Origin of the sequence: Actinomadura alba, from assembly GCF_014323705.1 — a bacterium.
Classification (GTDB): Bacteria; Actinomycetota; Actinomycetes; order Streptosporangiales; family Streptosporangiaceae; genus Actinomadura_C; species Actinomadura_C alba.
The window spans coordinates 61,727-81,520 of record NZ_JABVEC010000032.1 but is presented as its reverse complement, the minus strand read 5'-3'; the positions used below and the strand labels follow the sequence as shown (position 1 = coordinate 81,520).

General features: G+C 70.5%; 19 protein-coding genes. 12 read left to right on the top strand and 7 right to left on the bottom strand.

Annotation, left to right across the window (positions count from 1 at the left end; translation table 11 throughout):
* Window positions 1-80 precede the first annotated feature (80 nt).
* The 4 genes from HKK74_RS30880 to HKK74_RS30865 all read left to right on the top strand — a co-directional run bounded on the left by HKK74_RS30880 (window position 81) and on the right by HKK74_RS30865 (window position 4,529).
* Window positions 81-1,307 (top strand): cytochrome P450, encoded by a 1,227-nt coding sequence (locus tag HKK74_RS30880; protein ID WP_187246914.1) that lies wholly within the window; start codon window positions 81-83, stop codon window positions 1,305-1,307.
* Window positions 1,308-1,323: 16 nt separating this feature from the next.
* Complete coding sequence (locus HKK74_RS30875) at window positions 1,324-2,577, top strand: glycosyltransferase family 4 protein (RefSeq protein ID WP_312881956.1); 1,254 nt, start codon at window positions 1,324-1,326, stop codon at window positions 2,575-2,577.
* Window positions 2,578-2,641: 64 nt separating this feature from the next.
* On the top strand, window positions 2,642-3,412 hold the full coding sequence (locus HKK74_RS30870) for a class I SAM-dependent methyltransferase (RefSeq protein WP_187246925.1): 771 nt from the start codon (window positions 2,642-2,644) through the stop codon (window positions 3,410-3,412).
* A complete protein-coding gene (locus tag HKK74_RS30865) occupies window positions 3,399-4,529 on the top strand; it encodes a prenyltransferase/squalene oxidase repeat-containing protein (RefSeq protein WP_187246913.1) in 1,131 nt (376 codons plus the stop codon). Before HKK74_RS30870 ends, HKK74_RS30865 begins: the two co-directional genes overlap by 14 nt.
* 56 nt (window positions 4,530-4,585) lie before the next feature.
* On the opposite strand, the gene ybiA is transcribed toward HKK74_RS30865, so the two are convergent.
* Both ybiA and HKK74_RS30855 read right to left on the bottom strand, forming a co-directional pair.
* The gene (ybiA, locus tag HKK74_RS30860; protein ID WP_187246912.1) at window positions 4,586-5,122 is read right to left on the bottom strand and encodes a riboflavin biosynthesis intermediates N-glycosidase; all 537 of its coding nucleotides are present in this window, start codon (window positions 5,120-5,122) and stop codon (window positions 4,586-4,588) included.
* Window positions 5,123-5,212: 90 nt separating this feature from the next.
* Window positions 5,213-5,845, bottom strand: a complete 633-nt coding sequence (locus tag HKK74_RS30855) for a class I SAM-dependent methyltransferase (protein WP_187246924.1) — start codon at window positions 5,843-5,845, stop codon at window positions 5,213-5,215.
* 299 nt (window positions 5,846-6,144) lie between these two features.
* Between HKK74_RS30855 and HKK74_RS30850 the strand changes: the two genes are divergently transcribed.
* The 3 genes from HKK74_RS30850 to HKK74_RS30840 all read left to right on the top strand — a co-directional run bounded on the left by HKK74_RS30850 (window position 6,145) and on the right by HKK74_RS30840 (window position 7,962).
* Window positions 6,145-6,600, top strand: coding sequence for a pyridoxamine 5'-phosphate oxidase family protein (locus HKK74_RS30850; protein WP_312881955.1), 456 nt, complete (start codon window positions 6,145-6,147; stop codon window positions 6,598-6,600).
* A 14-nt stretch (window positions 6,601-6,614) separates the two neighbouring features.
* Window positions 6,615-6,806: a ferredoxin gene (locus tag HKK74_RS30845; protein WP_187246911.1), complete on the top strand. Its 192-nt coding sequence runs from the start codon at window positions 6,615-6,617 to the stop codon at window positions 6,804-6,806.
* Between the two features lie 70 nt (window positions 6,807-6,876).
* Window positions 6,877-7,962 (top strand): alcohol dehydrogenase catalytic domain-containing protein, encoded by a 1,086-nt coding sequence (locus tag HKK74_RS30840; RefSeq protein WP_187246910.1) that lies wholly within the window; start codon window positions 6,877-6,879, stop codon window positions 7,960-7,962.
* A 33-nt stretch (window positions 7,963-7,995) separates the two neighbouring features.
* Here HKK74_RS30840 and HKK74_RS30835 read toward each other — a convergent pair whose 3' ends face one another.
* From HKK74_RS30835 to HKK74_RS30820, 4 genes are all read right to left on the bottom strand, one after another.
* Window positions 7,996-8,637, bottom strand: coding sequence for a GNAT family N-acetyltransferase (locus HKK74_RS30835; protein WP_187246909.1), 642 nt, complete (start codon window positions 8,635-8,637; stop codon window positions 7,996-7,998).
* Between the two features lie 289 nt (window positions 8,638-8,926).
* The gene (locus tag HKK74_RS30830) at window positions 8,927-11,692 is read right to left on the bottom strand and encodes a hypothetical protein (RefSeq protein WP_187246908.1); all 2,766 of its coding nucleotides are present in this window, start codon (window positions 11,690-11,692) and stop codon (window positions 8,927-8,929) included.
* A 133-nt stretch (window positions 11,693-11,825) separates the two neighbouring features.
* Entirely contained in the window at window positions 11,826-12,386 is a 561-nt protein-coding gene (locus HKK74_RS30825) for a DUF1707 SHOCT-like domain-containing protein (RefSeq protein WP_187246907.1), read from the bottom strand.
* Between the two features lie 86 nt (window positions 12,387-12,472).
* A complete protein-coding gene (locus HKK74_RS30820) occupies window positions 12,473-14,011 on the bottom strand; it encodes an Nramp family divalent metal transporter (protein ID WP_246492149.1) in 1,539 nt (512 codons plus the stop codon).
* A 134-nt stretch (window positions 14,012-14,145) separates the two neighbouring features.
* Between HKK74_RS30820 and HKK74_RS30815 the strand changes: the two genes are divergently transcribed.
* Window positions 14,146-14,997 (top strand): patatin-like phospholipase family protein, encoded by an 852-nt coding sequence (locus tag HKK74_RS30815; RefSeq protein ID WP_187246906.1) that lies wholly within the window; start codon window positions 14,146-14,148, stop codon window positions 14,995-14,997.
* A 109-nt stretch (window positions 14,998-15,106) separates the two neighbouring features.
* Here the strand turns inward: HKK74_RS30815 and HKK74_RS30810 are convergent, their stop codons facing one another.
* Window positions 15,107-15,688: a Uma2 family endonuclease gene (locus tag HKK74_RS30810; RefSeq protein WP_187246905.1), complete on the bottom strand. Its 582-nt coding sequence runs from the start codon at window positions 15,686-15,688 to the stop codon at window positions 15,107-15,109.
* Between the two features lie 310 nt (window positions 15,689-15,998).
* Between HKK74_RS30810 and HKK74_RS30805 the strand changes: the two genes are divergently transcribed.
* The 4 genes from HKK74_RS30805 (at window position 15,999) to HKK74_RS30790 (ending at window position 19,683) form a co-directional block, all read left to right on the top strand.
* Window positions 15,999-16,784: a CPBP family intramembrane glutamic endopeptidase gene (locus HKK74_RS30805; protein WP_246492148.1), complete on the top strand. Its 786-nt coding sequence runs from the start codon at window positions 15,999-16,001 to the stop codon at window positions 16,782-16,784.
* A gap of 33 nt (window positions 16,785-16,817) precedes the next feature.
* A complete protein-coding gene (locus tag HKK74_RS30800; RefSeq protein ID WP_187246921.1) occupies window positions 16,818-17,756 on the top strand; it encodes an aldo/keto reductase in 939 nt (312 codons plus the stop codon).
* A gap of 23 nt (window positions 17,757-17,779) precedes the next feature.
* Window positions 17,780-18,472: a cupin domain-containing protein gene (locus HKK74_RS30795; protein WP_187246903.1), complete on the top strand. Its 693-nt coding sequence runs from the start codon at window positions 17,780-17,782 to the stop codon at window positions 18,470-18,472.
* A gap of 197 nt (window positions 18,473-18,669) precedes the next feature.
* Window positions 18,670-19,683, top strand: a complete 1,014-nt coding sequence (locus tag HKK74_RS30790; protein WP_187246902.1) for a serine hydrolase — start codon at window positions 18,670-18,672, stop codon at window positions 19,681-19,683.
* The last annotated feature ends 111 nt before the right edge of the window (window positions 19,684-19,794 follow it).

The window sequence follows — 19,794 nt, the reverse complement described above, 5'->3', positions numbered from 1 at the left end:
TGAGTCGTGGCGTGTCGGGCCGTCCGTGACCGCGCGGACCCCGACACGCCACGAGTCGACGGAAGCGAGGAGGCTTCTCGATGGCTCCCGACATCAACCTCGTCGACCCCGACGTGTACGAACGCGGCGGGATGCCGCACGGCCTGTTCGACTGGCTACGGAAGAACGCGCCGGTCTTCTGGCACGAGGGCGATTCAGAGCGCGGCTGGCCGGGGTTCTGGGCGATCACCCGGCACGAGGACGTCGTGCGCGTCTCGCGGCATCCGGAGATCTTCTCCTCGCGCGAACGCCTCGCCCTCTTCGACGAGCTACCCGACGAGGACATCGCCCTGCAGCAGATGATGATGCTCAACCAGGACCCACCCGAGCACTCGCGCAAGCGCGGGATCGTCAACCGCGGCTTCACCCCGCGCGCGATCGGGGCACTCGAACAGCACATCCGCGACATCTGCCGTGACCTCGTCGACGAAGTGACGGCGTCCGACGAGGCCGACTTCGTGCGCGACATCGCCGCGACGCTGCCGCTCTACGTGATCTGCGAGCTGCTCGGCGCCCCGGTGGAGGACCGCGGCAAGATCTTCGAGTGGTCGAACCGGCTGATCGGCGGCGACGACCCCGAGTTCCAGCGCACCCGCGAGGACGGCCAGGACGCCGCCGCGCAGCTCTACGCCTACGCCAACGAGCTCGCCGCGGAACGCCGCGAGAATCCCCGCGACGACATCGTCACCAAGCTCCTCCGGCCCGACGAGCACGGCCAAGAGCTGAGCACCGACGAGTTCGACCTGTTCGTGCTGCTCCTGTCGGTGGCCGGCAACGAGACGACCCGCAACGCGGCGTCCGGCGGGATGCTGGCGCTGCTGGAGCATCCCGGCCAGTGGCGGCGGCTCCGGGAGGGCACCGCCACGACGGCCACCGCCGTTGAGGAGATCGTACGGTGGGTCACGCCGGTCAACCTGTTCCGCCGCACCGCCCTGCGCGACACCGAGCTGCGCGGGCAGCGGATCAAGGAGGGCGACAAGGTGGTCGTCTTCTACGGCTCGGCCAACCGGGACGAGGACGTCTTCGATTCCCCTGAGCTCTTCGACGTCGGCCGCGACCCCAACCCGCAGATCGGGTTCGGCGGAGGCGGGCCGCATTTCTGCCTCGGCGCCCACCTCGCCCGGCTCGAGCTCCGTGTGCTCTTCGAAACACTTTTGGACTCGGCGCCCAATATCGAACTCTCCGGTAACGTACGGAGGCTAAGGTCTAATTTCATCAACGGGATCAAGGAGATGCCGGTGCGGTTCCAGACCGACGGCACCCCGTGACGGGGAGGGGTGGTACGTGAGCGGGGTCGATGACGGGCCATTGCGAGTGGCCCTGCTTTCGTACCGGAGCAAGCCGCACTGCGGCGGTCAGGGCGTCTATCTCAGGCATCTGAGCAGGGAACTGGCCGCGCTGGGGCACCACGTCGAGGTGCTGTCCGGCCAGCCCTACCCCGAGCTCGACGACGAGCGCATCACCTTGACGAAACTGCCCAGCCTCGATCTCTACAACGACGACGACCCGTTCCGGACTCCCGGCCTCAAGGAGTACCGCGACTGGATCGACGTCCTCGAGGTGGCCCACATGCGGACCGGCGGCTTCCCCGAACCGCTGACCTTCAGCCTGCGCGCGCTGCGCGAGCTCCGAGGACGCCGCGCCGACTTCGACGTCGTGCACGACAACCAGGTCCTCGGATTCGGCAACCTGCGCATCCCCGGCCTCGGCCTGCCCCTGGTGACGAGCATCCACCACCCGATCAGCGTCGACCGGCGCATCGAGATCGAGGCGGCCAAGGGCATCAAGCAGAACTTCGGCAAGCGCCGGTGGTACGGATTCGTCCGCATGCAGGCGCGGGTCTCGCGCCGGATCGGCCGGATCCTCACCGTCTCGGAGTCGTCGAAGGTCGACATCGTCAAGGACTTCGGGGCCGATCCCGGCGACATCCACATCCTGCCGCTGGGCGTCGACACCCGCGTCTTCCACCCGCGCGAGGCTCCCCGGGTGCCGGGCCGCATCGTCGCCGTGGCGAGCGCCGACTCGCCGATCAAGGGCGTCTCGACACTGCTCCGGGCGGTGGCGAAGCTGGCCACCGAGCGCGACGTGCACGTCGTGGTGGTGAGCAAGCCCACGAAGGACGGCCCGACCGACCGACTGGTGCGGGAGCTGTCCCTCGGCGAACGCGTACGGTTCGTGAGCGGGATCAGCGACGACGAGCTCGGCGAGCTGCTCGCCGGCGCCGAGATCGGTGTCGTGCCCTCCCTGTACGAGGGGTTCTCACTGCCGGCGGTCGAGCACATGGCCTCGGGCACGCCGCTGGTGGCGAGCCGCACGGGTGCGCTGCCCGAGGTGGTCGGCGACGCCGGCGTGCTGGTCGAGCCCGGCGACGTCGAAGAACTCGCGTCCGTGCTGCGCCGCCTGCACGACTCCGCGGCCGAGCGCGCCCGGGTCGCCGAGGCCGGCCTCCAGCGCGTCCAGGAGCGATTCGCCTGGCCGGCGGTGGCCGCCGCCACGGTCGAGCACTACCGGTCCGCCATCGCCACCGGGCCGCGATGAACGCGGCCCGGCGAACATCTGGAGGGACCGCCACCCGGCTCTCAGGCACGGAAGGAGCACCACCCTGCTGACCGTGGATTTCCAGCGGTTCCCCCTCTCACCCGGAGACCACGTCCTCGACATGGGGTGCGGTGCCGGACGGCACGCCTTCGAGGTGTACCGCCGAGGCGCCAACGTCGTGGCGTTCGACATGGACCGCGAGGAGCTCGCGGAGGTGTCGAGGATGTTCGGTGCGATGGAGCTGGCCGGCGAGGTTCCCGAGGGTGCCTCGGCCAAGACCGTGCAGGGCGACGCCCTGGGGCTGCCGTTCCCCGACGACTCGTTCGACAAGATCATCGCTGCGGAGGTCCTGGAGCACATCCCGGACGACATGTCGGCGATGACCGAGCTCCTGCGCGTGCTCAAGCCCGGCGGCCGGCTGGCCGTCACAGTGCCGAGCTGGCTGCCCGAGCGGATCTGCTGGGCACTGTCGGAGGACTACCACACCGCTCCGGGCGGGCACGTGCGCATCTACACCCGTGCGGAACTGGAGGCCAAGCTCAAGGCCACCGGCTTCCGGGTGGACGGCCACCATCACGCGCACGGGCTGCACGCCCCGTACTGGTGGATCAAGTGTGCGGTCGGCGTTAACAACGACGGCAACCCCGTCGCCAAGGCCTACCACCAGGTGCTGGTGTGGGACATCATGAAGCGGCCGCTCGCCACCCGCCTGGCCGAGCGCGTGCTCAACCCGGTCATCGGCAAGAGCGTCGTCGTCTACTTCACCAAACCGCACGGGCCGAGCGAGACGCTCGCCGGCGACGGGGGCAGGGAGAAGACGGATGCCGCGGCCTGACTCCGGACAGCCCTCGGTCCCCGGGGTGCTGACCGCGGAGCAGGTGGCCGCAGCGGCGCGGAGCATCGCGTCGCAACAGGAACCGTCGGGCGCCATTCCGTGGTTCGCGCCGATCGGCGGCGTGCCCGGCCACGTCGACGCGTGGAACCACGTCGAGGCCGCGATGGCGCTCAGCGTGGCGGGACTGACCGAGCCTTCTCGGCGGGCGTACGAGTGGCTGCTGACCGCACAACGCCCCGACGGCTCTTGGCCGGCGAAGTGGGTGCTCGGCGAGGTCACCGAACCGGGCGGCGAGTCGAACCACGCCGCCTACGTCGCGGTCGGCGTGTGGCACGAACTCCTGGTCAGCGGCGACGAGGGGTTCGCCGAGCGCATGTGGCCGACCGTGCGGCGCGCCATCGAGTTCGCCCTCGGCCTGCAGTCCGCGCGCGGGGAGATCATCTGGATCCGCCGCCCCGACGGCTCACCGAGCGACCACGCGCTACTCACCGGCTGCTCGTCGATCTACCAGTCGCTGCGGTGCGCGGTCGCCCTCGCGGAGCGGCTGGGCGATCCGCAGCCCGACTGGGAGCTCTCCGCGGACCAGCTGGGCCACGTGGTCGCGGCCCACCCCGAGGCGTTCGCCGACAAGAGCCGGTACTCGATGGACTGGTACTACCCGATGCTCGGCGGGCCGGTCCGCGGCCCGGCGGCGCACCGGCGGGTCGCGGAGCACTGGGACGCGTTCGTCGTGCCCGGTCTCGGCTGCCGCTGCGTGTCCGACCAGCCGTGGGTGACCGGAGCCGAGACGTGCGAGCTGGTACTGGCCCTCGACGCCGTCGGCGACACCGCCCGGGCGCTCGAGCTGTTCGAGTCGATACAGCACCTGCGGCACGCCGACGGGTCGTACTGGACGGGCTACCAGTTCGCCAACGACCGGCACTTCCCTGGAGACCGGTCCACCTATACGGCCGCCGCGGTCATCCTCGCGGCGGACGCGCTGTCGGGCACGACCCCGGGCGCGACCATCTTCAAGGAGGTCGGCGGCAGGGTGCTGGGCCCGTCCGAGCCCGCCGACCCGGTCGCCTGCGGCTGCGCCCCCGCGACGCTCCCCAGCCCGGTGCCCACCGGCTCCTGACCCTCGACCGGCGTGCTCACGCAGTGTCCGCGGGTGACCGGCCCGGTCCTGAGCCGTCACGGGGCGATTTCGGCGCGAACGTCCATGAGGGCGAAGCCCAGCAGGTTGAGTCCACGCCACTGCGACGGGCGGAGGCTCTCGGGCTGCTGCTCGCCGAGCCCGATGCCCCAGATGGTGTCGTAGGGGCTCGCCTCGACGAGCACCTTGCCCGACGTCGACAGCAGGAAGTTCCTGAGCCGCCCGGGTGTGCCGAACTTCGCACGGTTGCCGGCCACGACGATGTCGTAGCGGTGCTCGACCCAGACCGTCTCATCGAATCCCCGTACCGTGCGGCCGGCCGCCTTCGCCTTGCCGGGATCGGGGTCGGCGAGGATCCGCGCCTCCGCCTCGGCGTCGCCGAACAACCGAGCCTTGCCGGTCATCATGAAATGCTCGGCGGTGGGATAGCCGACGCCGTCGACCGTGAACGGTGACGGGTACCACTGGCTCAGGCAGCTCTTGCCGATGCCGTGGGCCTGCTTGCCACCCCAGAACAGCACGAATTCCGGCAGCGCCCTCTGCCGATCGAGCGTGATCAGATCGTCGACGCGCATGGCGCGGATCGTGGCATGCGACGCGGACACGGGCAACGGGATTTCGCCGCGAACAACTGCATGATCACGCCGGAGAGGTCCGGAGCGTCGTCAGCCGATGCCGTCGGCGACCCGCTCCAGCACGCGCAGCGAACCCTCGGCGCGACGCTCCTCGAAGGCGCCGCTGGCGACCGCCCGCTGGTAGACGTGGTACGGCGCCTGGCCGCCGTCGGCGGGGTCGGGGAAGACGTCGTGGATGACGAGAGCGCCCCCGGCCTTCACCCAGGGCGCCCAGCCCTCGTAGTCGCCCTGCGCGTGCACTTCGGCGTGGCCGCCGTCAATGAAGAGCATCCCGACCGGCGTGCCCCACAGCGCCGACACCGCTCGGGACGCGCCCACGACCGCGACGACGTGCTCCTCCAGCCCGGCGGCGGCGATGGTGGAGCGGAAGGTCGGCAGCGTGTCCATCCGGCCGGTGTACAGGTCCACCAGCGATGGATCGTGGTGCTCCCAGCCGGCCTGGTTCTCCTCCGAGCCGTGATGGTGGTCCACGGTGACGACGACCGTGCCCGCCACGCGGGCCGCCGCCCCGAGGTAGATGGCGGACTTGCCGCAGTAGGTGCCGATCTCCAGGATCGGGCCGCGGGAGCCGTACTCCACTGCTGTCTCGTAGAGCGCGGTGCCCTCCGCCGGGGGCATGAAGCCCTTCGCGGCCAGGGCGGCGCGCACGAGGGCCACCGGCATCGCGGGCGATACGGTCAGGTCATCGGTCACGCCGAGACCCTATCCATATCCATACGGCCGAAGCCCGAAAGGTCCCCGTATCCCACTCCAGACGGTGCTCTGCCGGCTCGCCCGCGACGAGCCGGTCCCGTCATCGGCCCGCTCTGCGGCCCGGGTGGGTGCCACGGCCGTCCGGCGGGCGGGCGCGCAGTCCTCGTTTCCAACCCTGGAGGAGCTCGCCGAAAGGTGACCGACCGGGTGCCCCGCCGCGCGCTCCGGCCGCCTTGCCGCCAAAGACTGAAACATGTTCTACTTTCGGCGTGAGTGACCGCAATCGCATCGCCATGACCGAGGACGAGGTCTCCGCCCTGGTCACCGAGCACCGCAAGCTGCAGCTCGGCACCATCAATCCCGACGGAACCCCACATCTCGTGACGATGTTCTACGCGATGGTGGACGACAAGATCGCATTCTGGACCTACCGCACCTCGCAGAAGGCCCGCAACATCGAGCGAGATCCGCGCGTCACGTGCCTGATCGAGACGGGCGAGGACTACTTCGAACTTCGCGGCGCCCTCATTTACGGCAACGCCAAGGTAATGACTGAACAGAACGAGGTTCGGTATGTTGGCGCTGAGGTGGTCAGGCGCATGATGGATCTCCAGGACGACGACGTCGCGCCCTTCGTGGAGCAGACGGCCGCGAAACGCCACGCCTACATCGTGGAGCCCGTCCGCGTCGCCTCGTGGGACCACCGCAAGCTCGCCGGGAACTGAAGGAGAGAACACCGATGGAGGTACGGGTCGACCCGCTGGTGTGCGAGGCCAACGGCGTGTGCGAAGGACTCGCGCCCGAGGTCTTCCGACTCGATGACGACGATGTTCTGCACATCGAGCAGCCGAACCCGCCGGCGGAACTGGCCGACCGGGTCCGCCACGCCGTCCGATCCTGCCCCAAGGCCGCGCTCTCCGTGAGTGACTGACACCGCACCACCCCCACCACCCCACCCCCGGGCGCCGGTACGGCACCCACACCCCCACGTGGAGGCGACCATGGCTCGCGCAGCGATCTTGCACGCGGTCGGCGATGAGGAACTCGACCTGCGAGACGACGTCACAACGGTGGAAACGGGCCCGGCGGAGGTCAGGGTCAAGATCAAGGCCACCGGAGTGTGCCACTCCGACCTGTCGGCGATGACCGGCGTGCTGCCGATGTCATCTCCGACGGTCATCGGCCACGAGGGGGCGGGCGAGATCCTCGAGGTCGGTGACCACGTCACCTCGGTGCAGCCGGGTGACCACGTCGTCGTCAACTGGACGCCCGACTGCGGCACCTGCGCCGAATGCCTCCGCGGCGAGCCGTACCTCTGCATGACCTTCCTCGGCGACTCCTTCGGCAACCCGCGGTTCCGCATCGGCGGGGACACCCCGGCGTTCGGCATGGCCGGTGTCGGTACCTGGGCCGAGGAGATCGTCCTCCCCCACCAGGCAGTGCTCAAGATCGACCCGGACGTGCCGTTCGAGTACGCCGCCCTGCTCGGCTGCGGCATCCCCACCGGCGTCGGTGCGGTGTTCAACACCGCCAAGGTCGAGCCGGGGTCCACGGTCGCCGTGGTCGGCGCCGGCGGCGTCGGGCTGGCCGTGATCCAAGGCGCCCGGATCGCCGGCGCCTCGACGATCCTCGCCATCGACCCGAACGAGGCGAAGCACCCGATCGCCAAGCAGTTCGGCGCCACGCACACCGCCACCCTCGACACCCTGGACGAGACCAAGGGCCTGCTCACCGGCGGCGGCTTCGACTACACCTTCGAGGTCGTCGGCAAGTCCGCCGCGATCACCACGGCCTGGCGGACCACGCGCCGTGGCGGCGACGTGATCGTGGTCGGTGCCGGCGCGGCGACCGACAACTTCGAGATGAGCGCGTTCTCCCTGCTCTTCGAGGGCAAGAGCATCAAGGCCTCGCTGTACGGCGGCAGCTACCTCAAGCGGGACGTGCCGCGTTTCGTCGCCCTGTGGCGGGCGGGCAAGCTCGACATCGAGAACCTGATCACCCGCCGGATCCGGTTCGAGGAACTGAACGACGCCGTGCGGGCGCTCACCAACGGCGAGGTCATCCGGCAGGTCGTGCTCTTCGACTAGAAGTCCGGCAGGCCGGCTGACCGCAGCCCGCGGTCAGAGACCGAACTGCGGGAGGCACGGTTCGAGCCCGTCGATCTCGACGGGCACCGTGCTGTGCTGCTGCCAGCCGGCCCGGTCGAGCGCGAAACGCTGCTCGTGGCCGAGCGAGTCGCGTACCCGGATGCGGGCGACCCCGTTCGGCCGGTATCCGAGCTTGCGTGACACGGCGGCGGAGGCCGGGTTATCCGTCATGGCCGAGGTGATCGCGGACTCGGCGTTCAGCCCGGCGAAGGCCAGATGCAGGACGGCGGCCCGCATCTCGGTGCCGATGCCCCGGCCCTGGTGACGCCGCCCCAACCATGACCCGGTGCTGACCTCACGCATGACCGTGAAGTTCCGGGCGCCGACGGCCTGCGAGCCGACGACCTGACCCTCGGCGAACACGGCCAGTTGCAGGACCCAGTCGTCGGCGGACCAGCCGGCCAGTTTCTCCCAGTGGAACTGCATGACGCTGCGGGCCCGCTCGTCCGGCGGCAGGTCGGTCCACGGAACGACGAACGGCATCCAGCCAGGATCATGGACGCCCTCAACGGACAACCGGGCGAGGTCATCGAGTTCTTCGGTCGTCGGAAGCCGCAGCTCCAGCCGCGGTGTGCGCAGCCGCAGCCCGTACAAGGGCCAGTGGGTCACCTTCATCTTGCCCATTGTCCGAGGTACGCACGTCGCCGTCATCTGGTTTACCCCCGCGACACCGCGGCCCGGCGGCGATCGGATGGCGGCCGGCGTGCGCTGCCAAGAGCCGCCGGCCGCCACCATGTGATCCGCTCTCCGGGCGGACCCGGCCGCGGATCTCGCCCATGATGAGCGCCGTCCCGGATCTTCGGGGACGGGTGACCCCACCTTCCTGTACGGAGGTGACACCCGGTAATCGCGGTTCGCGGTCCGAGTGCTACACCCGCCCGCCTGCCGTGGGGGCGACGGGCGTTCAGGGCGCGGGTGTCCGCCACAAGGTGGGCCGGTCACCACGGTGGTCACCGGTGACGCCCACGGCCAGCAGGTCGTCGCCCAGCGCGGTGAGCGCGGTGAGCCGCTGGGCCCCATCGCCGTCCAGCCCGGTGCCGCGGGGCCGGCTGGATCGCCAGCTCCGCCCGTCGGGCGAGCTCCACAGCACGACGTCGCTCCGGCCCGGCGCGCCCACCGTGCCCGCCGCGACGAACCCCTCCGGCGCGGCGGCCACGATGCTCGCCCCCTGAAGCGGCTGTGACTGCCAGGTCCGGCCGCCGTCCTCCGACGTGGCGACGAACGCCGGCCCGGCGAGCGCGACGAGCATGCCGCCATTGGCGACCACCTGGGTCAGTCCATGCGAGGCCGCTCCGGGCGGCACCGGCACCGCCCCGGCACGGCTCCATTTCGCTCCGTCGGCGGACGTCCACGCCATGGGCCGCTCGGCCGCGTCCTCGCCGGTCTTCTTCCCCTTGGCCGGTGGTGCGGCCCCCACCGCGACATAGCCCTCCGGCGTCGTCGCCACGTCCCTCATCGACGTGCCACGATCGAGCTCCCCCGATCCACGCGTCCATTTCTTCAGGTCGGTCGAGCGCCAGGTGGCCGCCACCGCTCTGGCCTTGCCGGCCAGGACATAGCCGGACGGGCCGTACGTCGCCCCGGTGGGACGGAAGTCGGCCGAGAAACCGGACGCGCGCCGCCAGGCGGTGCCGTCGTCGGAGGTCATCACCAGCGGCCGGTCCGGTGTCCGGCCGACCGCGACCCAGCCATTGCCGCCCCCGGTCACATCGGTCAGCCGCTGCGTGCCGTCACCCCCGAACCCGGTGCCGGTCGCTCGGCTCCACGCCCGGCCGTCCCGGGTGAGCCAGGCGGCCGCGTCGCCGTTCGTACCGCCCACCGCGACGACCTGCTCGCCGTTCGGCGCGAGTGCCGTGATCGCCCGGTCCGGCAGCGCCGCGCCCTCGATGGCGGCCAGGTCGACGGAGCCGGATCCCAGGGACAGGTACGCGTCGTCGCCGGCCCGTCCGGCCACCACGGGTCCGGACGAGAGCATCGCGAGGCCGGTGAGATAACGATCGGTGATGACGGAGGTCCGGCTCCATTTCCGGCCGTCCGGGCTGCGCATCAGGGCGGTCTTGTCGCCGCCGCGCAGGCGCACGAGCGCCGCGAACCCGGTGGCTCCGCCGCTCAGCCGATCCACTCCGACGAGGTCATGGCCGGTGAGCCGGCCGGTGACGGTCCACTTCGCACCGTCGGCTGAGCCGAACACCACCCCGGTACGGACCAGCTTGCGGCGCTCGCCCTTGCCCGTCGCGTACTGCGCGTCGCGGGTGAGGACGAACCCGCCGGGCCCGCTCACCAGACCGTTGCCGGCCCCGGACGACCCCTGCTTCTGCGGGACGGTGACGGGGGCCCAGGTACGCCCGCCGTCAGTGGATCGCCAGTGGCCGGCGGCCCGGACAGTGGTCGTGACCCTGCGCTTCTTCGTTCCCTGGGTGACCGTGCGCACCACGGTCCGGTCGCGGAAGCCCTGCGTCACCAGCGTGTCCCCGACCGCCGCCAGCCGATCGAAGCGCAGAGCACCGGTCAGCTTCGCCTGTACGGTAGGGACGCGCTGCCAGGTCCGGCCGTCCGGGGAGAGCCATACCGCTCCTTCACCGGTCGCGCGGCCGACCGCCACGAAGCCCGAGGCGGTACGGACCACGGCCCGGACGTCGTCAGTGGCTCCGAACGCCGGGGCGCCGGGGCGCCGGATCCAACTCCGCCCGTCCCGGCTGGTCCAGATCGCGCCGACGGTCCGGCCGGCCGCGGCCGCACCCCCGGCCTCCGCGGCGGCCGGGCCGCCGAACGCGACCCAGGCACCGGCCCCGCCCGCGACCAGGCGGGGGAACTCACCGGGCGGCGGCTCGCCACCGTCGTCCGCGCGGACGTCCGCGACCCGCCAGGTGCGGCCACCGTCCACCGACGTGAGGAACTGCCCGCGGACCTCGTCCGAGCCGAGGGCGACGACTGTCTCGCCCGAGGCGACGACGTCCGTGAGCGTCTGGTCGCGCCCGTCGGTCTTCGCGGCCGGGTCGAACGTGAAGAGCCGGTCGGCGTCGACGGCGCCCGGAGCGGCGACCTTGCCGTCCTCGCCGTTCCGCACCGCGTACGCGCCGGCACCGCCCACCAGCACCAACGCGACGACGACGATCCCGGCCCTGCGGACACGGCCGGTACGGCCGGCGCGTGGCGCCGAAGGGCGTGGTGACGTGGAGCGCGGCGACGTCTTCTTCTCCGGGCCGCGCGTGCTCTCCTCCGCCGCCCGAGCGGTCCGGGGCGCTCCGGACGGCGCCGCACCGTTCTCACCGGACGCCCCGCCCGGCGACGCGTCGGCGCCCTTACGGGACCAGTCGACGCCGGAACGGTGCCACACCGAATGGGAGCGCTGCCAGGGCGAGGTGATGTGCCGGACCGATCCGCGCTTCGCCCGGCTCTTCTTGGGCGTGGATCCCCCGCCCTCCGCCGGGCTCGCGGTGTCTCCGGCCGCCTGCTCAGCGGTGTCGGCGGCGCGGACCACGGCCGGCGGCAGCCCTCTGTCCTTGCGCCCCGAGGCCGGCGCGTCAGTGCCGGTGACCGCGGAGGAGGGGTCGGTGGGGTGCCCGGGCGGACCACCGGTGACGGGTTCGGTGTCGCTGTGTTCCGGGATCCTCGTCGTCACCTGTTCCTCGACCTCTTCCCATCGTTCCGTGGACGAGGCGATGTCCACGGAACGCGCCACTGCGCCGCATGCGCCGCTGAGCTGTCAGCGACATGATCAGCAACCAATGGTGGCGTAGGCCCGACTAAACCGCCACATAAACGGCGCGCAAGGCAGGACTTACCAGGCGGTGCAAAGTGAACTAAGAATGAACGTCGATCTCGCCCTTGTAGGCGAAGCCGCGTACCCGCACGACCGGGGCACCGGGAGCGGCGTCGCCGTGCACCTCACCGGAGACCCCGAAGCCGCCGACCTCGACCCGCACGCCCGGCGGAACGATGATCTCCACATCGGACTTGTAGGCGACCGCGCGGATGGTCGTGACATCACCGTCCAGCTCGGCACCGCGCAGGTCCAGCAGGCTCCCGCCCTTGTAGATCACGGCGGTGTAGCCGTCGGGCACCCGCCAGCGCCCGCTTCGGCGTACGGAACCCTTGTAGGCGACCTGCAGGCGGCCGGGCCGCGAGACCGGAGAAGCTTGCCGGCCGGCCGCGGCGCCGGGCGCCGCGGCCGGGGGCAGATCGGCGAGCAGGAGGTCCAGCTCCGGACGGGTGCGTGCGGCCAGCACCGACGCGGTGCGCTCGTCGAGTTCCGCATCGGACAGCCGGCCCTCGGCGAAGGCGGTGTGCAGCCTCACCAGCACCTCGTCGCGCTCCATGTCCGAGACCCGCATCGCGGGGGCCTTGCGGTGCTCGACGTCCATGCCCATCTCTCCTCAGTCCCGAGTCGAGATGTATCGTAACTCGAACTTCCTCTGTTTTCGAGACGTATGTCAGAAGGTGACGTATGTCAGAAGGTGATGAGGGGGTCACCGATGAAGTCGGCGATGAAGTTCAGGAAGAAGAACCCGAAGAACAGGAAGTTCAGGACCAGGATGATGTAGTGCCACGGCCGCGGGCGGGCGGCGCGGGGCAGCCTGCTGTTGAGATACATCAGCATGAACGGGTAGATGAGCGCGCCCAGGTTCGACATGTTGGCCGACCACTGCACCAGGCTCACCGGCAGCGCGAGGTGCAGGATGATCGCGATGATCACCAGCAGCAGGAGCATGAACGGGTAGTAGAAGCGTCGCGGATCGCCTTCCACCAGCGCTCGGAGCTTCGGGCTCGTGGCGTGCGACGCGTCCGTGGTCACGCGGACCATGGCCTCGAAGATGCCGAGTTGGGTACTGAAGAGGATCAAGACGCCCAGGATCAGCGCGATGTAGAACATGCCCCGGCCATACTCCTGGTCGAGGGCGACCGCGACGAAGGTGGGCACGTTGTCCTGCGTGACCTTCTCGCCGGAGATCTCTACCGCGCGGGCCATGAGGATCGTGGGGAGCAGCATGCCGAGCATGGCGCCCACGAAGAAGACGCCCCACATGTCGGTCAGCAGCAGGCGGTACCACCGCCGCCACAGCGCCGTGTTCTTGGCGTCGTCGGGGAAGGTGACGCCACTGGCGAGCAACTGGCTGCGCTCACCGCGCATGCCGGAGATGAAGCCGGCCCGGTGCCCCATTCCATAGCCCTTGTCCCGGTAGTGGCCCATGACGTACCAGTTGAGGCCGGAGGCGAGCGCAGTGAAGCCGGCGAGCGCGCCGATCTGGGTCGCGGTGATCCCCTCGGGCGGCAGGGCCGGGGTGACGAACCCGCGGATGCCGTCCCACCAGGTGCTCCAGGGCACGATGAACAGGCAGATCAGCAGCAGCCCGACCAGGATCGCGCCGACCATGATCCAGTTGGCCAGCTCCAGTGCCCGGCTGATGCGGCGGGCCAGCGCCGTGATCAGGAACACGACGAAGAGCAGGCCGATCGCCCACAGTCTGGGTTCCTCGGCTCCCTTCTCCGGGATCTCCCCGTGCACCAGGGCGTACATCCCCTGCCCGGCCGAGGCGGCCCAGCCGCCCGCGATGAAGGCGAAGATGACGAGGAAGACCGACAGCGGCACCCACAGCAGCCAGCCGGGCGGCACCCGCCCCCAGCCGACGACCGGGGCCTCCCCCGTCGCCATCACGTAGCGGGAGCACTCGATGTTGTAGAACGTCTGCAGCACCGCCGAGATCACGATGACCCAGCCGACCCCCTCAAAGCCGAACTGGCCGACGGCCTGCGGCCCGAGCAGCCACTCACCGCTGCCGATCGAGATGCCGAGCGCGATGAGGCTCGGCCCGAGGGCGTACTTGACCAGTTGGGCGGGTCCGATCCGCTTGACCCGGAAGACCTCTTCGGGGGTGGGCAGGTCGGCGACGGTCAGATCGGGACGGCTCACTCCGAGCGGGCGAGTGGTGGTGGCGGCGACGGGGATCTCCTCGGCCATGCGCGTCTCCAGGCAGCCAGCCCCCGACATGACAGATCACCCTGATATTCCGCTCCGAAAAGGGCTCCGGCAAGGCCCACAATCCGCAGATGTGACGAAAGTCGGCTTGACATCTGAGTGCGTTGGGCGTGACCTGCGGGACCGCTTGACATCACAATCAGGACATGAAGCGACGTGCGCTCGTGCTCGGCGGCGGAGGCCTGGCCGGCATCGGCTGGGAGACGGGGGTCCTCACCGGTCTGGCCGAAGCGGGCACCGACGTCCTCGGCCCCGACCTGGTCGTCGGCACGTCGGCCGGGTCCACCGTCGGCGCGCAGGTGGCGAGCGGCATCGCCGTGGAGCGATTGTTCGAGCGGCAGGTCGACCCCGCGCTGCAGACCAGGGAGCTCCCGGTGGACCTCGATCTCGCGGAGTTCACCGCGACCCTGACGAAGATCCTGGCCGGGGCCGAGGACCCGATCGACGTCCGCCGCCGCATCGGGGCGTGGGCGCTGCGGACGCCCACGGTCACCGAGGCCGAGCGGCGTGCGGTCATCGCCGGGCGGCTGATGTCCGACACCTGGCCTGAGCGCCCGCTCGCGGTCGTGGCGGTCGACGCGCACACCGGCGAGACCCGGGTCTTCGACGCCGCGTCCGGCATCGGCCTCATCGACGCGGTGGCGGCGAGCAGCGCGGTACCCGGCACCTGGCCGCCGGTGACCATCGGCGACCGGCGGTACATCGACGGCGGGGTCCGCTCCAACGAGAACGTGCATCTGGCCGCAGGGTACGACCAGGTGCTGGTGCTGTCGCCACAGCCGCCGGGGGCGCCGGTTCCGCCATGGGGCGGCCTCGACGACGAGGTCGAGCAGCTGCGCCACCGGGGCGCCGAGGTCACCGTCGTGCGCCCGGACGAGGGGTCCACCGCGGCGATGGGCCTGAATCCCCTTGACCCGGCCGTACGAGCCCCGACGGCCCACGCCGGCCGCGAACAGGGCCGGCGCGAAGCCGCCCGCGTCGCCTCGGCCTGGGGCTAGCGATTCCGCCGGCGACGGCGCGGGCAGCCTGCCGTGCCCGCCGCACCAGCGGATATCGACCGGCACGCTCTCGCGGATTCCTCGTCACTGATCAACATGGGACGGCCGACTACTCCACAAGCCGAGCCGGGTCGAAGGTGAAGGGGAACGGCTTGTCGGTCTTCAACTCACTGCCCGCTCGCACGGACGCCACCACGTGATACCGGCCGTCCGTACCAAGCTCCCGGACCAGGATGATCGGCTCGGGTTCGAGATCGATCAGCCAGTACTGCGGTATCCCCGCTCGTGCGTACTCGAAGACCTTGTCCACCCGATCGTGCTGCTCACTGCCACTCCGCGGCGAGACGATCTCCACGACCAGCAGCACGTCCGGCCCGTCATAGGCGCGCGCCCTCCGAGCCCGAGCTGCGCGAGCCGCCTCCCCTTCGACGACAGCGATGTCAGGAACCCGGATCGACGGACCCGTATCAACATCGAGCGGTCCCTTGGTGTAGACGTCGGCACCGACCTCCTCGGCCGCAGTGTCCAGCGCCCGCTCCAGCACCTTCTCCGCATGATCGTGATACGTGCTCGGCCATGGGGCCACGATGATCCACCCATTCACAAGCTCACGGCGCACTCCCTCGTCGGGCAGCGCGTCCAAGTCATCGATGGTGTACGGGCCATAGGGCCAGTCCGGTACTGCGATCATGGGTGTCCTCAAAGGAGACGTCGCTGCCATGCTGCGCATGTGAACCACTCCCAGTCTCCCAAATGTCCACCCAGGCGTCGCCGCGCGCCACGGACCCAGCCACATGACGCTACGGGATAGTCCAACTACATCAGGTAGTCGCCCCCGTCACAGCCGGTTCATCAAGACCGCCCGATGTCGACAACGCCCGGCACACCAACCCCGAGGCAGGTACCCAGGTTCGCCGCCGCACCCGCTGGGCCTAGCGGCCGTACGGCGGCAGACCCACGAACGCGCACGGCGTCGTACGCCGGTAGATTGCGCTATGACCATGCGGCAGGCGACCCAGAAGACCGTTCCGGAAGACCGCGCGACGCTCGGCCGCGAGGTCGTGCTGGTGCTCGCCCTGTCACTGGGTGCGTCCGGGGTCTCCGCGCTGATCTCCTTCGTCGGGTCGCTGACGGCATCGCGCCCGCTCTCCCGGCAGACCGCCCAGCTCATCACCGACCACACGCCCGGACGCCCCTGGCTGGGGCTCGCCTGGCAGCTCTTCTCCATCGCCACCGCGCTCGTTCCCGTGGCACTGGTGGCCCACCTGATGACGCGGGGCGGTGAATCGCTGCGAGGCACCCTCGGATTCTCACTCAACCGCCCCACCGGAGACCTGCTGCGCGGCGCCGCCATCGCCGCGGTGATCGGCGGATCCGGGCTCGGCCTGTACCTCTCCGCCCGGGAGATCGGGCTCAACCTGACCGTCGTCCCCTCCGACCTGGACGGCGTGTGGTGGCGGATCCCAGTGCTCATCGCCGCCGCGGCGCAGAACTCCGTGGTCGAGGAGGTCATCATCCTCGGCTACCTCGTCCACCGGCTCGACCAGCGGGGCTGGCGCCCGTGGCAGTCCACCGCCGCGAGCTCGCTCCTGCGCGGCAGCTACCACCTCTACCAGGGCATCGGCGGCTTCATCGGCAACGTGATCATGGGCGTGATCTTCTGCTGGCTCTACCGCCGGTGGGGCCGGGTGATGCCGCTGGTCGTGGCGCACGCTCTGATCGACATCGTCGCCTTCGTCGGTGCGGTCATGCTGGCCGGGAAGGTCGGCTGGCTGCCCGCGCGCTGAGCCGGACATGCCAGGCTGGACGGCGTGACAGAGATGAGCGGGCTGGGGCGGATCGGACTCGGGCTGGCGGCCCTCGGCCGTCCGGCGTACATCAACGTGGGCCGCGAGGGAGCGCTACCGGCCGATCGCAGCGTCGAGGCGATGCGGCGGGCCAGCCACGATGTGCTCGACGCGGCCTACGCCGCAGGGATCCGGTGGGTCGACACGGCGCGCTCATACGGCCTCGCGGAACGGTTCCTCGGCGAGTGGCTCGCCGAGCGCGATCACCCTGACCTCACCGTCTCGAGCAAATGGGGCTACACCTACGTCGGCCGGTGGCGCCTCGACTCCCCGGTGCACGAGGTCAAGGAGCACACCCTGCCGCGGTATCGCGCGCAGCTGGAGGAGACGCGCGAACTGCTCGGTCACCGGCTGGCGCTGTATCAGGTGCATTCGCTGACCCCGGACAGCCCGCTGTTCGACGACGCCCCATTGCTGGCCGCCCTTGCCGAGGCCGCCGCGGCGGGCCTGCGCGTGGGATTCTCCGCCTCCGGCCCCGCCCAGGCCGACACCGTGCGCCGCGCCCTCGAACTCGAGGTGGCCGGGCAGCGGTTGTTCACCGCGGTGCAGGCGACCTGGAACCCGCTGGAACCGTCCGTGGGCGAGGCGTTGCGCGAGGCCCACGAGGCGGGAGCGCACGTGCTGGTGAAGGAGGCGCTGGCCAACGGACGGCTCGCCGTACGGCCACCACCCGAGGTGGCACGGGCGGCGGAGCGGCACGGCGTCGGCCCGGACGCGATCGCGCTCGCCGCCGCGCTGCACCGGCCGTGGGCCGGCACGGTGCTCACCGGCGCCGCGAGCGTTGCGCAACTGCGCTCCAATCTGGCCGCCGTGGCCGTACGGCTGGACGACGACGACCTGGCCGGGCTCGGCGGCCTCGCCTCGCCGCCCGGCCGGTACTGGGCCGACCGCGCGGCGCTGCCCTGGAACTGACCGATCGCAATTAGGCTCGGATCATGCTGCTGCTCACCTCACTCGAAGCATGGTTGGCCGACCCCGACTCGCGCTTCGTGCTCGGTGACAGGTCGGCGTGGGCTCCCGACGAGGCCGACGCCCTCGGCATCGCCGACGAGGCGTTCGACGAAGGCCAGGTCGTCGCGCTCACCCTCGACCCGGTGCCGATCCGCATCCCGCTGCCAGGCGTGATCGACCGTTCGCAGGTCGCCCGCGTCAGGTACGTGCGGCGCGGGCCCGAAGGGCGGCACACGGAACTGCTGGAGCGGCCGGCCGTCGCCGAGACCCTCGACCTGCTGCCGCACCCCGAGGGCGGATGGTTCCGGCAGACCTGGGCGGCACCCGCTCGCTTCCGGCCGGCCGGATACCCCGGCGAGCGGGCGAGCGCCACGGGCATCTATTTCCTGCTGCCGCCGGGTGAGGAATCGATGTGGCACGTGGTGCGCTCGGACGAACTCTGGTTGTGGCACCGCGGCGGACCGCTGACGCTCGCGCTCGGCGGCAGTGGGGAGGCACCCGGATCCGAGCAGGTCATGACGCTCGGGCCGGACCTCGCCGCCGGTGAGCGGCCTCAGGCCCTGGTGCCGGCCGGCACCTGGCAGGCAGCCAGGCCGGCGGGTGACGAGGAGGTCCTCGTCAGCTGCGTGGTCTCGCCGGGCTTCGACTTCGCCGACTTCCGCGCCATCCCGTCATGACCTGCACCGGCCGGAATGCGGCGGACGCGACCCGTGCCGCAACCGTCCCGCAAGCGCGCTGCCTTACACTGCGCGGCCTTCTCCAGCCGCATTTCCGCCGAACCACGAAATCCAGAAATCAGAACCAAGTCAGCTGTTATCGGCGTCTCTGTTAAGGTCACACAAATTGACCGCTGATGGGGAGAAAGGGATAGCTGATGAGGCATCGCGTCAACCGACGATCCGTACTCGGACTGGGCGGGGCCGCGGCGGCGAGTGCCGCCACACTGGGACCGCTGGGTCCTTTCGTGAGTCCCGCGAGCGCCGACGAGCGAATCCCGCCCGGCCTGGCCGGCCTTAAGACCGTGTACGCCGCGCAGAAAAGGAAGGCCGGCGGAAGATGGCATTCCTACGTCAATGCGGTACAGGACGGGGGGACATGGCGCGATGTAATCGCCGATGATGTCGATTTCGTGATCAAGGGCGCGAGCGTGCAGAAACTCGCCGTCGCACTCGCGGTCTTCGACAAGGTCGACAGGGGTCTGCTTCGTCTCGACCAGAAACTCGACCTGCCCGCGAGCATCATCCTCGGCGGCAGCGGCACCTACCATCTGCAGGCCGCCTTCGGCGACGACCTCACCATCGCGAACTTCCTGGTCGCGATGCTCCAGGTGTCCGACAACACCGCCGTGCGGATGTGCGGCCGGGTGGCGCCGGGGCCGGAGATCAACGAGATCCTCGCCGCCAAGGGCTTCACGCATACGCGCGTCGAGCCGGTCGAGGGCAACCCGAACCGCTTCTTCCTGGGCACCACCACGCCGCGGGAGATGCACGCGCTCGTGAAGGGCCTCGCCGACCAGACCCTGCTGTCGGCGGCGTCCAGCGCGGCGATGCTCAGGGTCATGCGCTGGTCGGAGGTCGGCTACTGCGACGGCGTGCGCCGCAACATGTCGTCAGCCGAGCGCGCCCGGATCGGCATCAAGTACGGCGCGAACGAGGACCTCCGCCATGAGGTGGGCGTGATCTTCGACACCGCCGGCGCCCCCGTGCTGGTCTTCTCCTACTTCGCCGACCAGGTGGGCGACGTCGGCAACTACGGGGGCACGAACCCGGTCGTCCAGGCGCACGCGGTCCTCGGCCGTACGATGCTCGACGCCGTCAGCGGCACGACCAACACCTCGGCCCGGGTGCGTCACCCCATCGAGGCCTTCCGGTCCGCCGACTCCGCCTGATACCGGCCCGCAGGGCGGACAACTGCAAGATCACGACGGGGAGGTGGAACTCTCCGTGGGAGGATAACGCGGGTCACTCCACATCAGCCGTGATCTTGCAGTTGTTCGCGC

What these genes read in the sequence shown, in the direction of transcription:
- HKK74_RS30880 (WP_187246914.1), top strand. Translation starts at nt 81, where the DNA reads ATGGCTCCCGACATCAACCTCGTCGACCCCGACGTGTACGAACGCGGC.
- HKK74_RS30865 (WP_187246913.1), top strand. Translation starts at nt 3,399, where the DNA reads ATGCCGCGGCCTGACTCCGGACAGCCCTCGGTCCCCGGGGTGCTGACC.
- ybiA (WP_187246912.1), bottom strand. Translation starts at nt 5,122, where the DNA reads ATGCGCGTCGACGATCTGATCACGCTCGATCGGCAGAGGGCGCTGCCG.
- HKK74_RS30855 (WP_187246924.1), bottom strand. Translation starts at nt 5,845, where the DNA reads ATGCCGGTGGCCCTCGTGCGCGCCGCCCTGGCCGCGAAGGGCTTCATG.
- HKK74_RS30845 (WP_187246911.1), top strand. Translation starts at nt 6,615, where the DNA reads ATGGAGGTACGGGTCGACCCGCTGGTGTGCGAGGCCAACGGCGTGTGC.
- HKK74_RS30840 (WP_187246910.1), top strand. Translation starts at nt 6,877, where the DNA reads ATGGCTCGCGCAGCGATCTTGCACGCGGTCGGCGATGAGGAACTCGAC.
- HKK74_RS30835 (WP_187246909.1), bottom strand. Translation starts at nt 8,637, where the DNA reads ATGAAGGTGACCCACTGGCCCTTGTACGGGCTGCGGCTGCGCACACCG.
- HKK74_RS30825 (WP_187246907.1), bottom strand. Translation starts at nt 12,386, where the DNA reads ATGGACGTCGAGCACCGCAAGGCCCCCGCGATGCGGGTCTCGGACATG.
- HKK74_RS30820 (WP_246492149.1), bottom strand. Translation starts at nt 14,011, where the DNA reads ATGTCGGGGGCTGGCTGCCTGGAGACGCGCATGGCCGAGGAGATCCCC.
- HKK74_RS30815 (WP_187246906.1), top strand. Translation starts at nt 14,146, where the DNA reads ATGAAGCGACGTGCGCTCGTGCTCGGCGGCGGAGGCCTGGCCGGCATC.
- HKK74_RS30810 (WP_187246905.1), bottom strand. Translation starts at nt 15,688, where the DNA reads ATGATCGCAGTACCGGACTGGCCCTATGGCCCGTACACCATCGATGAC.
- HKK74_RS30805 (WP_246492148.1), top strand. Translation starts at nt 15,999, where the DNA reads ATGCGGCAGGCGACCCAGAAGACCGTTCCGGAAGACCGCGCGACGCTC.
- HKK74_RS30800 (WP_187246921.1), top strand. Translation starts at nt 16,818, where the DNA reads ATGAGCGGGCTGGGGCGGATCGGACTCGGGCTGGCGGCCCTCGGCCGT.
- HKK74_RS30795 (WP_187246903.1), top strand. Translation starts at nt 17,780, where the DNA reads ATGCTGCTGCTCACCTCACTCGAAGCATGGTTGGCCGACCCCGACTCG.
- HKK74_RS30790 (WP_187246902.1), top strand. Translation starts at nt 18,670, where the DNA reads ATGAGGCATCGCGTCAACCGACGATCCGTACTCGGACTGGGCGGGGCC.